This window comes from Pseudomonas sp. W22_MBD1_FP4, assembly GCF_052113765.1.
Taxonomy (GTDB): Bacteria; Pseudomonadota; Gammaproteobacteria; order Pseudomonadales; family Pseudomonadaceae; genus Aquipseudomonas; species Aquipseudomonas sivasensis.
This window is the reverse complement of the sequence record NZ_JBGQOI010000020.1, coordinates 98,013-111,798: the sequence shown is the minus strand read 5'-3', so window position 1 is coordinate 111,798 and position 13,786 is coordinate 98,013. Positions and strand designations below refer to the sequence as shown.

Genomic DNA, 13,786 nt, shown 5'->3' with positions numbered 1-13,786 from the left:
CCGATAGCTATTTCCCGACTGGTGCACAACCTGGTTTTGAGATCCCCTTTTAGGTGCGAAAAATCCCTGTTTCCTGTGTTTATTTATATCCAATGCACCATTTAAATTCACAAAAGCGACATTTTGCCCTGTCGCGGTGCGACATGAATTGATAAAGTCCGGCTCAATCTCCCTTAAAAACAATCAATTTGCCGAGACTTTTCATGATCGAATCCGTCGAATCCTTCCTTGCCCGCCTCAAAAAACGCGACCCAGACCAGCCAGAATTCCATCAGGCTGTAGAAGAAGTCCTACGCAGTCTGTGGCCGTTTCTTGAAGCCAATCCCCATTACCTGACCTCGGGTATTTTGGAGCGCATCTGCGAGCCGGAACGAGCGATAACGTTCCGGGTTTCGTGGGTCGATGATCACGGCAAGGTCCAGGTCAATCGCGGTTTCCGTATCCAGATGAACAGCGCCATCGGCCCCTACAAAGGTGGCCTGCGTTTCCACCCGTCGGTGAACCTGGGCGTGCTGAAATTCCTCGCCTTCGAACAGACCTTCAAGAATTCCCTGACTTCGTTGCCAATGGGCGGCGGCAAAGGCGGCTCGGACTTTGATCCAAAAGGTAAGAGCGACGCCGAAGTCATGCGTTTTTGCCAGGCATTCATGAGCGAGTTGTACCGCCATATCGGTGCGGATGTGGATGTGCCGGCTGGCGATATCGGCGTGGGTGCACGTGAGATCGGCTTCCTGTTTGGCCAGTACAAGCGCCTGAGCAACCAGTTCACCTCCGTGTTGACCGGCAAGGGCATGACCTACGGCGGCAGTCTGATCCGTCCGGAAGCGACCGGATTTGGTTGTGTGTACTTCGCCGAAGCGATGCTCAAGCGCGACGGTAAACGGGTCGAGGGCAAGCGTGTGGCGGTCTCCGGCTCAGGCAACGTCGCCCAATACGCGGCGCGCAAGGTTATGGACCTGGGCGGCAAGGTGATTTCCCTGTCTGACTCCGAAGGCACCCTGTACGCCGAAAGTGGTTTGACCGAGGAACAATGGTCGGCGCTGCTGGAGCTTAAAAACGTTCAGCGTGGGCGCATCAGCGAACTGGCCGAGCGTTTCGGCCTGGAGTTCCGCAAGGGGCAAACGCCGTGGGACCTGGCCTGCGATATCGCCCTGCCATGCGCCACCCAGAATGAACTCGGCGCCGACGCCGCCCGCACCTTGCTGCGCAACGGCTGTATCTGTGTGGCCGAAGGCGCCAACATGCCTACAACGCTTGAGGCTGTGGATATCTTTATCGAGGCGGGCATTCTGTTCGCACCGGGCAAGGCATCCAATGCCGGCGGCGTTGCGGTGAGTGGCCTGGAAATGTCGCAGAACGCCATGCGCTTGCTGTGGACTGCTGGTGAAGTGGACAGCAAGCTGCACAACATCATGCAGTCGATCCACCACGCTTGCGTGCACTACGGCGAAGAAAACGGCCGCATCAACTACGTGAAGGGCGCGAACATCGCAGGCTTCGTGAAAGTCGCCGACGCGATGCTGGCCCAAGGCATCGTCTAGGTCTCGGCTTCGATACGCAGCACCTCGATCAGCTGATCGCCAACGGGGCGCTTCCACAGCACCTCATCACCCACCTGGGCGCCCAGCAACGCGCGGCCCAGGGGTGAACCCCAGTTGATCAGGCCTGTGCTGGCGTCGGCCTGGTCTTCACCGACCAACTGGATGCGCTGTTGCTCGTCATGCTCATTGGCGAAGGTCACCCAGCTGCCGATCTGCACCTTGTCGGTGCCGGTGGCCAGCGCCACGACTTGGGCGCTCTGGACGCGTTGGTTGAAGTAGCGTAAATCCCGCTCAAGATCGGCCTGGCGCTGCTTATCGGCCTGCTCACCCTTGGCAGATTCGGCACTGTGCTCAGCCTTCAACTGCGCAACCTTGGCCTGTAACTGCGCCAGCCCTTGCGCGGTCAAGTGATTGGGTTGCTCACTGACCTGACGCTCCACTGGCTGATCAGCCTGGGCGGAGGCGTTATCCTCATTTACAAAAGCTCGGCTCATGACGTTCTCCCTCTATGGAGCTTGGGCCATGTTCGCTGCGCTTTAGTTTCGATGGATGTCTGAAAGCGACCTATTGCGAGCGATAGGCCCGAGCGGCATCGCGATCCTTCTCGTGCTGCCAGGCGCGCTCACGGTCGTCCCAGTGATTGTCCTTGTAGTCGCGCAGTTCTTCGTTTTCACGCATGGCCTTGCACTGGCGAAAGCCGTCCTCCCAGCCTTCGGCGTATGTTCGGTCTTTCAGGTAGCGCGGGACATTTTTGCGAAACTCCCCGGAAATCACTCCGGCGGCCTGGCGACCGCTGCTGCAGCCATCGTCAAATCCATCGGCGAAGGCCGGTGGATAACCTCTGGCCAGCAATTCCTGATGAGTCGATTGACAACCCGCCAGCCACACCATCGCACACAGTATTACTGCATACCGCCACATTGCTTGCTCCCTGGCCGTTTAACGGCTGATAGGGGAAGTCTAGATAGGGATTTGTCGGGGAGGTGTGAAAGGGGTGTGAGAAAGGTGTGGAGCACGATGAGATCGGTCGGTGAGTGCCGAACCGGTGATGAGGAAGCTGGGCTCCCTCACCACAAAAGACTATGTGGCCTGGCTGTTCGCCAAAGCCCTGTGTTCCGCCAATTCCTGCTCAATGAATGCCGCAATCATTGCGCGATAGACCTGCTCGGTTACCTCGGGGTTTGCGCCCACGGTCTCCGATAATTCCCGCACCTTGGCAATCACCTGCTCAACCCGCTGTGGGGCCTTGACGCCATCGGTGTCTTTTTTGAAGCGTGCTGCCTGTGATACGTAGCGGCCTCGTTCGGCCAGCAGGGTGACGATTTGCTGGTCGAGGCGGTCGATGTTGTTTCGAACGTCTTCAAGGGTGGTGCAGGTAACGGCCATGTCGAGTGAACTCCTGATTGTGCGGGCAATGCTAACAAAATATGGGAGGTGGCTTGCTCCCGATAGCAGAGTGTCAGTCAATGCTTAACTGAAAGACCGCCATTGGGGGCAAGCCCGCTCCCACATTTTTGATTTTCACCAGGCTTTGGTCAGTAGTGATACCACTTCACTTCAAGCATCACTTCATTCACTGGCGTCGACAGGTGGCTGTACTCGCGCTGCGCGCTCAGGCGCAGGCCCAGGTTACGGGACAGTTCCCACTGTTGGTTGAGGCTGATGCTGCGCCGCACCTCACCATTGGTGAAGAAATCGCCCTTGGCTTCCAGGCTCAAGTTGCCCAGCGGGTTTTTCCACAGCACGCCGGTGTTGAAGCCGGCTGCGGGGGAGATGGCTTCGTTGAAGTCGTTGTTGTGTTCCACGCGCACGGTACCGAGGGCGAAGCCGAGCATGTCGTCGCGTAGTTGCCAGGTGCCGCCGGCACCGCCGTTGACGTGGGCGACCAGGGTTTCGTCGTCGTGTTTGCCCGGCACGCGTTCCAGGCCGCCCGTGACTTGCCAGGACCAGGGTTGCAGCAGGGCGTTGCGTGGGGTCAGGGAGCGGATGGTAGCCAGGTCCAGTTGCTGCAATTGCCAGTGGTTACCTTCGTACTGGCGCAGTTTCATTTGCAGGATTTCAATCTGGGCGCCGAGGGGGAAGCCTTCGGCGTTGTCGTTGAGGTCGTGGTAGGCCATGCGCAGGCCGTATTCACCGAAGGCTTTGTCGCCCCGGGTGCCGATGCCAGCTTGCCAGGTACGCGACTCATGGCCGTTTTCCGGCAGGCCGGGAGGCGTGATCTTTAGATCGGGCGCGGGGTTCTGGTTGATCGCGCGCAGCAGTTCGAAGCTGCGTTGGGAGCGTGCGGTGTCCCGTTCAAGGCCATTGGCACGGTAGCGGCCCAGGCGATAGGCGGCGTCGATGATCAGGGCCTGACGTTCGCGGGGTAAGGCTTTAAAAGCAGGCTCTTGTAGTTGCTGCTGGTCATCGCTGACCTTGAGCACCCATTGCTGCTCGTCGCTGTCCAGCGGCTTTGCGCGCTCCAGCAACTCTCGCTCGCGGGACGGTCGGTAGTCGATCTTCTCGACCAGGCCCGCGTCCTTCACCGCCTTGACGGTGTCGGTGGGAATGGCGGTCAGCGGGAATTGCTCGGTCAGGCGCAGGCCGGGGCGGGCCACTTGCAGCAGTTCCAGCAGGCGATAGGAGCAGTTTTCGTCGAAGAAGAAATAGTCGAACTGGATCTGCTTGAGCTCCCACACGTGCTCGACCATGCGCTCGGTCTCGACCTGGGTGAGGTTAAGGCGATATTCCCACAGGTCGCGGTTTTCGAGGCTGCGGTACTCGGAGAGTTTTTCTTGGTAAGGCACCAGCGCGAACAGACCGGGGTAGCCGCCCATCAGGCCTTTCCAGGCGTAGAGAATGCTGTTGTCCGAGCCTTCTATATAGGCGCCGAAGTTGATCGCGTAGCTGAGCAGCGCGGTCTTGTTGCTCTGCACGTCGGCCTGGTCGATACGCAGCAGGGTGTGGCCGAACATCGAGGACGGGCTGTTGAGGTAGGCCGCCGGGAAGATCATCACCGCGCTATGGGGCGAGACGTCCTTGAACCATTGCTTGAATTCGGTGCAGTCCACGGCGGGCAGGTCAGTCAGGTGCAACTGATCCTTTAACCAGCGGGTACGTGCGGGGTAGACGCATTGGGCGTGTTTTTCACCCAGGCTGGCCGGAGCATAGAGTGCTTCAACGGTGGCCTTGAGTTCGGCATCCGGGTGATGGGCACCGTCGGGGGCGAGGAAAAATTTCTGCTCGCTGACATAACTGCGCCAGCCACTGATTTTGCCGGCTTCGTAATGGCCCAGCGAAAGCCAGAACGGATCGTTGGCCAATTGCTGCAAACGTTGATCATCAAGGTGCGGTGCCGCGTACAGCGGGGCGCAGGCGAGGAGTGCCATCCAGGCAAAGCGTTTGAGCATAGGGGCAACTTAAGTCGGAAATTAGAGAGACCCAAAGGGGAAGCGGGTCCAAAAATAAAACCCGCGCCTGGGGAGGCGCGGGCAGGTCGAGCTTAAGCCTGGGTAGCGTATTTCGCCAGACGGGCATCGCCTTTCAGTACAGCCAGAGTGTTGTTGTGTACGTCTTCAGCGGTAACATCGGCCTTGCTGAAGATTTGCTGGAAGTGTTCGTGAGCCACTGCAGCGAAGTGTTCGCGATCTTCCGGAGCAACGCCCAGTACCACCGCGTAAGTGGTCAGTGCTTCGCCATTACCCTTGGCCATGTCTTCGGACAGCTCGTTCATCATGCCATTCATGGCAATCCAGGACTTGCCGCCGTAGGTCAGCGCGCTGTTGGTGCTGCAACCGTTGGTGCCCGAGGTCATGCCGAAGGTGGCGTTACCCGAAGTACCGTTGGTGGTGGAAGCCAGGAAGTGAGCCGGAGTGCCGCGCTGGCCTTCGAACAACATGTTGCCCCAACCGCAGTTCGGGCCACCTGGTGCTTCAGCCATTGCATTGAGGGAGACGACGGTGAAGAGAGTACCGAGAAGGATCCGTTTCATAGCTTTGTTCTCTTTGTGTGCAAACCAATGGACAAGGGTTCAGGCACTTCATAGCGCCCTAGGGATCGGTTATTAGTCCAACCCGCGCAGTTTGGAGTTTAGGCACGTTCCAAGGGTTCCGTGTGTTTTTATAAAACAATCAGAGATGTCGCGATTTTTTTGTAGGACTCATTCGGTGTCTACGCTTTCACAAAGGCTCGCCTTGCCAGAGCGCGCAACGGGGAGCCAGAATGCCGTCATCTGCCCCGCCTGATGTAAGGAAGCCCGATGCCTGATCCTGTTGCTGCCAGCCTGCGTCTAGCGCCCGAAGCGCTGACTCGTCCTTTTTCCGCTGAACAGTTCAGCTTCTCGACCACCAATGATTTGGAGCCCTTTCGCGGTGTGCTTGGCCAGGAACGCGCAGTTGAAGCGTTGCAGTTCGGTGTGGCCATGCCACGCCCCGGTTACAACGTGTTTGTCATGGGCGAGCCGGGCACCGGTCGCTTCTCGTTCGTCAAACGCTACCTGAAGGCCGAAGGCAAGCGCCTGCAGACCCCGGCGGACTGGGTCTATGTGAATAATTTCGATGAACCCCGCGAACCACGCGCCCTGGAATTGCCAGGCGGTGCAGCGGCGGCGTTCATTGCCGATATCAACGGCTTGGTCGACAACCTGGTGGCCACCTTCCCGGCGGTCTTTGAGCACCCGACTTATCAACAGCGCAAAAGCGCCATCGACCGCGCGTTCAACCAGCGTTACGACAAGGCCCTCGATGTGATCGAGCGCCTTGCTTTGGAAAAGGACGTGGCGCTGTACCGCGACAGTTCCAACATCGCGTTCACGCCGATGCTCGACGGTAAGGCGCTGGACGAAGCCGAGTTTTCGCAACTGCCGGAAGTAGATCGCGAGCGTTTCCACACAGATATTTCCGAGCTGGAAGAGCGCCTCAACGAGGAGTTGGCCAGCCTGCCGCAGTGGAAGCGTGAGTCCAACAACCAACTGCGCCAGTTCAACGAAGAAACCATCACCTTGGCCCTGCAACCTTTGCTCGCGCCACTGTCGGAAAAATACGCCGAGAACGCAGCTGTCTGCGGTTACTTGCAGGCGATGCAGGTGTACCTGCTGAAAACTGTGGTCGAGCAATTGGTCGACGACGCCAAGACCGACGCCCAGGCCCGCAAGCTGCTCGAAGAGCAATACTGCCCGAGCCTGGTGGTTGGGCACCCGGTCAACGGCGGCGCCCCAGTGGTGTTTGAACCGCACCCGACGTACGACAACCTGTTTGGCCGTATCGAATACAGTACCGACCAGGGCGCGCTCTACACCACCTATCGCCAACTGCGACCGGGTGCCTTGCACCGTGCCAATGGCGGGTTCCTGATCCTCGAAGCCGAAAAAATGCTCAGCGAGCCGTTCGTGTGGGACGCCCTCAAGCGCTCCCTGCAATCGCGCAAGTTGAAGATGGAATCGCCTCTGGGCGAGCTGGGCCGTCTGGCTACCGTGACCCTCAACCCGCAAATGATTCCGTTGCAGGTCAAGGTGATCATTATCGGTTCGCGCCAGCTTTACTACGCGCTGCAGGACGCCGATCCGGACTTCCAGGAGATGTTCCGGGTGCTGGTGGATTTCGACGAAGACATCCCGATGGTCGACGAAAGCCTGGAGCAGTTCGCCCAGTTGCTCAAAACCCGGACCTCGGAAGAGGGCATGGCGCCGTTGACCTCGGACGCGGTGGCGCGGCTGGCGACTTACAGCGCGCGGCTGGCGGAGCATCAGGGCCGTTTGTCGGCGCGTATTGGTGACTTGTTTCAACTGGTGAGCGAGGCGGACTTTATCCGCCACCTGGCCGGCGATGAAATGACCGATGCCGGCCATATCGAGCGCGCCCTCAAAGCCAAGGCCACCCGTACCGGCCGCGTGTCGGCACGGATCCTCGACGACATGCTCGCCGGGGTGATCCTGATCGACACCGCCGGTGCGGCCGTGGGCAAGTGCAACGGGCTGACGGTGCTGGAAGTCGGTGACTCGGCATTCGGCGTACCGGCGCGGATTTCCGCCACGGTGTACCCGGGCGGCAGCGGCATTGTCGACATCGAACGTGAGGTTAACCTCGGTCAGCCGATTCACTCCAAGGGCGTGATGATCCTCACGGGTTACCTGGGCAGCCGTTATGCCCAGGAATTCCCACTGGCGATTTCGGCGAGCATCGCGCTGGAGCAGTCCTACGGTTATGTGGATGGCGACAGTGCGTCCCTGGGCGAGGCGTGCACCTTGATCTCGGCCCTGTCGAAAACCCCGCTCAAGCAATGTTTTGCCATCACCGGTTCGATCAACCAGTTTGGTGAAGTGCAGGCGGTAGGTGGGGTCAACGAGAAGATCGAGGGCTTCTTCCGTCTCTGTGAAGCGCGCGGTTTGACCGGTGAGCAAGGGGCGATCATTCCTCAGGCCAACGTTGCTACGTTGATGCTTGATGAGAAGGTCTTGCAGGCTGTGCGCGCCGGGCAGTTCCATATCTACGCGGTGCGCCAGGCCGATGAGGCGTTGAGCCTGTTGGTGGGTGAAGACGCGGGTGAGCCGGACGCCGAGGGGCAGTTCCCGGAAGGGACCGTCAATGCGCGAGTGGTCGAGCGTTTGCGTGCGATTGCCGAGATGATCAGCGAGGAAGACTTGAAAGAGGCGGAGAAGGAGTTGGCGCAGCAGGCGCTGGCCGAAGCCAAGCCCACCTGAGTTCTGAGGCCAGGCCGGGGCAAACATGTGGGAGGGGGCTTGCTCCCGATTGCTATAGGTCAGTCATGTAAATGTCGACTGACACACTGCATCGGGAGCAAGCCCTCTTCCACATTTGGAACTGGTTGCGTCACTAAATTGACTTTCTTCTGAGGGGCTAATGTCCGTTGGTCCCTACGGCCTTGGTTTGTCGGGTTTTTCTTCTATTCTCTGCTTTAGGGATATTCACAGGAGTCGCTGGATAGAAACAGCCTTGCCCCAGGCCGGGCTGAACACCGATCTGCCGAGGGTCGCCGCCATGCCGCGCAACCTTTGTCTTACCCGCCAGTGCTTTGGCCTGGTCACCCGTATCGAATGCTCCATTCGCCCTCTCGCGGGGGATAACGGGATGTGGACCTTGTTATTTGCCGCCGGAATGTCCGGTGAACAGCCGTCCACCATCAAGTCCCAAGGCCCGTTTCATGGGCCTTTTGCGGCGCAAACCATCCTGGAATCGATTGTGGATAGCTTGACTATGCACGGATATGAAGTGGCGGGCGACCCACAGATCTGGTGCCTGCATATGCAAGCCCATCTGCGGCAGCTCAATGGCAACCATGAGCCGCTTGCGCTGTAGTGGCAGTCACTTGCTGTCGGGCTTGTCCAGCTTGACCTCGAAGCCGTACTGCACGGTGTTCAGGTCGGTGCGCTGGTAGCTTTCCAGTGCGGTCGGTCGGCCGTAAAAATAATGCACGTCAAACATCGCCGTGCCGTATTCCTCGGCGCGGTGGCTCACCCCAAGGATTTCCTTGAGGTACTGGCCACTGGCGTCCTTGGCATAGAAGCGCCAGCTGTCGGCCGGGAATTCTTTCTGATCGACGATCAGCGCATTGTCCTTGAGCGACAAGCCCTTGGGCAGCTTGGCCACGTCTAACTCACCTTTCTCGATAGTCGCCAAAAACAGCGGGATTGAGCCCACCACAAACGCCGGGTTTTCCGGGAACAGGGTGAGGTCGTAGGTGAGAGTGCCACGGGCCGGATTCAGCTCGAACGCTTCGGTCGGCAGCTCGATGGGGTCGCCGCGCTCACCTTTTTCGTCCGCCGTAAAAAAGGTAATCGGCGATTCGCTGCTGTTGCGCTCTGCACCGACCAGGTCGTCATTAAAGGTGAACGGGTGGTCGAACACGATATGCGCGGCACTGGCGTCTTCGACAGACTGGCTGATGCTGACGCTGTTTTTCAGTTGTTCTTCGGTCATTGCCGAGTCTTTGAGCCAGTTGGCAGCGCTGTCGTCGTACACGGTGACCGGCATCGGCAAGGCTTGTACGGTCTTTTCCAGGCTGTTCTTGTCGAAGCGCAACACCGGCAAGTCGAGGTCCTTGCGGGTAACGGACGCAGTGGAAAAGTCCATCACGTTGACCTGCAGGGTATCGATCAGGCCGTTGAAATACACCTTGGCGTAATGACTGCCCTGCTTATGCTCGAAAGCTTTCTGTTCATCCGTCAGTTGTTTTTCGAACCCCTCCGACCAGGCCTTCTGCTTTTGCATCTCGGCCAACTGTTTCTCGTAGAACGCCACTTGCGCGGCACTTTCGTTGATCGAACCTGAGCGTGTGAGGAATTGCCCGGTAGTGTCGCGCGCCTGCACCAGCAGAGGGTTTGGCGACTCGTCGCCGACTTGCGGGGCCAGTGGCTCGCTGTTGGTCAGCTCGATTTCGGCGTAGTTCTTCTCCAGCAGCAGCAAATTGAGGGTGATATTGCCCTCAGTGCGTTTGTGACCCACGTCCTTTTTCGACAGGTCGAACGTCACCACCTTGCCCGGCGCGATGACTTCGACCGCGCCTTTTAGGGTGACAGGCTGGGGTTGGCTCTTGTTTTCCGTCTCGATGCCGTCGATGAAGGGGTAGGTCACCGTCAGGTCATCGGGATTGGTCAGGTTGGAGCTGCTGGGGCTTAACTGAATGCCGGGGTCTGTCTCCGACCATTCCGGCTGGAAGGGGATGACTTTGTTGTTGCTCAGGGTGACCGACTGCCATTCCAGGCCATGGGGGAAGGGGAATTGGTCGGGCATGTTGAAACTGAACGGGAAGACCGGCTGCAAATCCGTCAGGTAGTCGGAGTGTGAAGTCTTGCGCAGTACGAACAGGCCATTGATATAGGTATCCACCAGCGCCTGGGGCGTGGGGTAGTGCTTGAGCAGGGCCAGGTTGTCTTCGCCGTACTCGGCCTCGATGGGCTTGGTGGCCAGCTTGACCCGCGCCCGTTCCAGCAATAGCAGCGAACCGCCGAGGTCGGCGACGGCGTCACGCAGTTTGGGGTCTTGGATGCTGTCGAGGGACTGTTCGAATTTGGCGGTTTTCTCTTCGAGGGTCGTCTGCTTCTGCTCGTCGCTGGGGGAGCAGCCGCTGGCCAGCAGCAATGCCGCGCACAGGCCAATGCTGGCCAAAGGGGATCGCACATCCATCATCTGAGTTTTTCCTGTCCGACGTCATCGAGCCGAGTTGAGATGGGCTCGACACTAGCAGAAAAATTCTCTTACAGATGCCGCCTGGGTCAGTTTTCTCGCGCTTACAGGTGTCTTGTAGCGGCTGGTATACTCGCCGCCATTTTTAGCCAAGCTGTGTGAGACCCCATGGAACGCTTTATCGAAAACACTATGTACGCTTCACGCTGGCTGCTGGCGCCGATCTACCTGGGGTTATCCCTGGGTTTATTGATCCTGGCGCTGAAATTCTTCCAGGAAATCATTCACGTGATTCCCAACATTTTCACCATGCTGGAAGCAGAAGTGATCCTGCTGCTGCTGTCGTTGATCGACATGGCGCTGGTGGGTGGCTTGCTGGTGATGGTGATGATTTCCGGCTACGAGAACTTCGTGTCGCAGCTGGATATCGATGAAAACAAGGAAAAGCTCAACTGGCTGGGCACCATGGACTCTTCGTCGCTGAAGATGAAAGTGGCGGCGTCCATCGTGGCGATTTCCTCGATCCACCTGCTGCGCATCTTCATGGACGCCAAGAACGTCGATCCCCAGCACCTGATGTGGTACGTGATCATCCACATGACCTTCGTGGTCTCGGCCTTTGCCATGGGCTACTTGGACAAGCTCACCAAGCACTGATGCCCTGCGTTCGCTGGCCTTACTGCTCGATGAAGTAGTAAGGCTGGCGACCGATCTTCATCTCCTTGATCACGGTGATCTTCCCGCTCAGTTGGCGTGTGTTGTCCAGCAATGCAACGTTGCCGGGCTTGGCCGTGAGAAAACTGTGTAATTCAGCTTCGGTCTGCAAGATCGGCAAGTAGGCCTGCAGATAGAACACGCTCGCCCCGGCGATGCGCTCATTGGGCTGGAACATCACCACATTCTTACCTTCAGTTTGAAACGCCCTGGCCTGACTGATCACGGGTACGAAAGACTCGCGCTTGTCTGCTTTGGGTGCGAACCAGAACGCAGCCGTCAGGTAGCTGACCATTGCCAGGCTGAACACGCCGATGATCACCCCCCGGTGGTAGCGGTACAGCGCCGGCTTGCGCACCTTGAGCCATTCCAACAGCACACCTGCATATTCTGCTGCGAGCACGGCGGCGGCTGGCGTGAGTGCCATCAGGTAAACGGTGCGCTTGCTGGACGCCAGAGTCAGCAGAGTGAACTGCGCCACCAGCCAGACACTGAAAAACAGGCGGTAGCGATCGCGCACCAGGCTTTTTCGAAAGTGCCACAGGCCCAGGTACACGAGGATATTCCAGGGCAGGAACGCTTGCGGCAGCTTCGCGAAGTAGTAGTAAAACGGCTCGTAATGCCCAGCCTCGACGAACGACCCGCTGAACCGCCCGACGCTGTTGGTCCACAGCACTTCGCCCACGGCCTGCATCCCGCCGCGCTGGAACAGGAAGCCCAGCCAGATCATTAACGGCACCAACGCCAGCACGGTGAACACGCCCGGTTTGAGCCACTCGCCGATACGCAGGCGCTTGTCCATCAGGCTGATGCTGGTCAGGTACACAAAGATCACGATGCCCGGCAACGCGAGGCCCAGCACGCCTTTGCTCAGGGTGGCGATCACCATGCCGGCGGTAAACAGCATCCATGCCCACGCGCTGGAACCCTCACGTCCGGGTCGCACGGCTTGGTAGAACGCCAGCAGCGCGGTGGTTACGCCCAGGCTGAGCAGTGAATCTTCACCCACGCCGCGCACATTGCCCCAGTAACTGGCCATGGTCGCGAGGATCAGCGCTGCGCAAAACGCCAGTGTCTTTGGGCGTCCGAACCTGCGCAGCATTCCATAGAGCAGCATCACGCTGAACAGACCGGCAAATGCCGAAGCCAGCCGTACCGCCCCAGGTGTGCCGCCAAACAGGCGAATCGCTCCGGCGTCCAGCCACAGGCTCAAGGGCGGCTTTTCCAGGAAGGGCTCACGAAACAGTTGCGGTACGACCCAGTCATTGTCCAAGTGCATGGCCATGGCAATGCCCGAGACACGGGCCTCGGTGGAGCCTTGCAGTTCATGGTTACCCAGGGCCAAGAAGAACAGCAGACCAGCAAGCAGGAGCAGCAGAGGAGCGGGACGCGTCATGGAGTCTGGCTACCGAGAGAAGGGGGATCGTTTGAGGGAACGGCTCACAATCGATGAGTATAGGGAGGTGATTCTTAATATTTCATGAATGGGCGTGGGTTATCTCGCTGGGCCAGGAGGTTGACGACCCCCTGGCTTCGCGTGAGGCATTACGAGGCTTTGACTTTGAAGCGACTCAGGCCCTGTTGCATGGAGTTGGCCCGTTCCGACAGGTTCTTGGCTGCCACTGCACATTGCTGGGAGTTTGCCTGGTTCTGCTGAGTGACTTCGTCGATCTGCTCCAGGCCGATGCTCGCCTGTTGCAGGCCGGAAGCCTGTTCGCTGGAGGCTTGGTAGATCAACGACACCAGGCTGGAAACCGTGCTGGTGCCAGTGACGATATTTCTCAACGAGTCGGCGGTGCGGCCGGCGATGATCATGCCGCGTTGCGTTTTGGTCGAGGAGTCGGCAATCAGCGCGGCGGTTTGCTGGGCGGCTTCGGCGCTGCGGGCGGCGAGGCTCCTGACTTCGTCGGCGACCACCGCAAAACCACGCCCCAGTTCGCCGGCACGTGCGGCCTCGATAGCTGCGTTCAACGCCAGCAGGTTGGTTTGAGCGGCGATGTTGTCGATGGTGGTGATAATCGCGGTGATGTCTTTGCCCGAATTGTCGATTTCCGCCATGGCCGCGATCAATTCACTCATCAACTTGTCACTTTCCCCGGCGTCGGCGCGCGAGGCCTGGGATTGCTCGTCCGCCTTCTTCGCATTGGCGGCGTTGTCGGTAGTCTGCGCTGCCATCTGGGTCATAACGGCACTGATTTCGGTGATGGACGATGCAGAATTGGACGCGCCGTCGGACAGCGACTGGCTCAACTCGGTGACCTGCGCGGAACTGCCGGTGATTTGCGTGGCGCTGGCCTGCACTTGGGAAATGAGGGTGTTCAGGTTACCGACCATTTTTTCCAACGATTTGCCGAGGGTGTCGTTGGGCGAGGACAGGCGTACTTCCAAATCCAGGTCCCCTTCGGAAATACG

General features: G+C 58.8%; 12 protein-coding genes. 4 read left to right on the top strand and 8 right to left on the bottom strand.

The window, feature by feature from the left end; translation table 11 throughout:
* The first annotated feature begins 203 nt into the window (after positions 1 to 203).
* A complete protein-coding gene (gdhA, locus tag ACEN2T_RS23050; protein WP_122681726.1) occupies positions 204 to 1,541 on the top strand; it encodes an NADP-specific glutamate dehydrogenase in 1,338 nt (445 codons plus the stop codon).
* Here gdhA and ACEN2T_RS23045 read toward each other — a convergent pair.
* The 5 genes from ACEN2T_RS23045 to ACEN2T_RS23025 form a co-directional block, all read right to left on the bottom strand.
* Positions 1,538 to 2,035 (bottom strand): GreA/GreB family elongation factor, encoded by a 498-nt coding sequence (locus ACEN2T_RS23045; RefSeq protein WP_442117592.1) that lies wholly within the window; start codon positions 2,033 to 2,035, stop codon positions 1,538 to 1,540. The genes gdhA and ACEN2T_RS23045 overlap by 4 nt on opposite strands.
* 70 nt (positions 2,036 to 2,105) lie before the next feature.
* A complete protein-coding gene (locus ACEN2T_RS23040; protein WP_032884679.1) occupies positions 2,106 to 2,462 on the bottom strand; it encodes a hypothetical protein in 357 nt (118 codons plus the stop codon).
* A 159-nt stretch (positions 2,463 to 2,621) separates the two neighbouring features.
* Positions 2,622 to 2,927, bottom strand: a complete 306-nt coding sequence (locus tag ACEN2T_RS23035) for a chorismate mutase (RefSeq protein WP_401383336.1) — start codon at positions 2,925 to 2,927, stop codon at positions 2,622 to 2,624.
* 149 nt (positions 2,928 to 3,076) lie between these two features.
* Positions 3,077 to 4,930, bottom strand: coding sequence for an Lnb N-terminal periplasmic domain-containing protein (locus ACEN2T_RS23030; RefSeq protein WP_095186245.1), 1,854 nt, complete (start codon positions 4,928 to 4,930; stop codon positions 3,077 to 3,079).
* Positions 4,931 to 5,022: 92 nt separating this feature from the next.
* Positions 5,023 to 5,511, bottom strand: a complete 489-nt coding sequence (locus ACEN2T_RS23025; RefSeq protein ID WP_027605327.1) for a DUF3015 domain-containing protein — start codon at positions 5,509 to 5,511, stop codon at positions 5,023 to 5,025.
* Positions 5,512 to 5,778: 267 nt separating this feature from the next.
* Here ACEN2T_RS23025 and ACEN2T_RS23020 point away from each other — a divergent pair, with 267 nt between their 5' ends.
* Both ACEN2T_RS23020 and ACEN2T_RS23015 read left to right on the top strand, forming a co-directional pair.
* Positions 5,779 to 8,217, top strand: coding sequence for a Lon protease family protein (locus tag ACEN2T_RS23020; RefSeq protein WP_032884683.1), 2,439 nt, complete (start codon positions 5,779 to 5,781; stop codon positions 8,215 to 8,217).
* A gap of 298 nt (positions 8,218 to 8,515) precedes the next feature.
* Entirely contained in the window at positions 8,516 to 8,833 is a 318-nt protein-coding gene (locus ACEN2T_RS23015) for a PA4575 family protein (protein ID WP_032884774.1), read from the top strand.
* A gap of 6 nt (positions 8,834 to 8,839) precedes the next feature.
* Here ACEN2T_RS23015 and ACEN2T_RS23010 read toward each other — a convergent pair whose 3' ends face one another.
* Entirely contained in the window at positions 8,840 to 10,663 is a 1,824-nt protein-coding gene (locus ACEN2T_RS23010) for a hypothetical protein (protein ID WP_442117591.1), read from the bottom strand.
* Between the two features lie 165 nt (positions 10,664 to 10,828).
* Here ACEN2T_RS23010 and ACEN2T_RS23005 point away from each other — a divergent pair, with 165 nt between their 5' ends.
* Positions 10,829 to 11,317, top strand: coding sequence for a TIGR00645 family protein (locus ACEN2T_RS23005; protein WP_005791582.1), 489 nt, complete (start codon positions 10,829 to 10,831; stop codon positions 11,315 to 11,317).
* Positions 11,318 to 11,336: 19 nt separating this feature from the next.
* Here the strand turns inward: ACEN2T_RS23005 and ACEN2T_RS23000 are convergent, their stop codons facing one another.
* Both ACEN2T_RS23000 and ACEN2T_RS22995 read right to left on the bottom strand, forming a co-directional pair.
* A complete protein-coding gene (locus ACEN2T_RS23000) occupies positions 11,337 to 12,770 on the bottom strand; it encodes an ArnT family glycosyltransferase (RefSeq protein ID WP_442117590.1) in 1,434 nt (477 codons plus the stop codon).
* A gap of 149 nt (positions 12,771 to 12,919) precedes the next feature.
* Positions 12,920 to 13,708, bottom strand: a complete 789-nt coding sequence (locus ACEN2T_RS22995; RefSeq protein ID WP_375803696.1) for a methyl-accepting chemotaxis protein — start codon at positions 13,706 to 13,708, stop codon at positions 12,920 to 12,922.
* Positions 13,709 to 13,786: the final 78 nt, after the last annotated feature.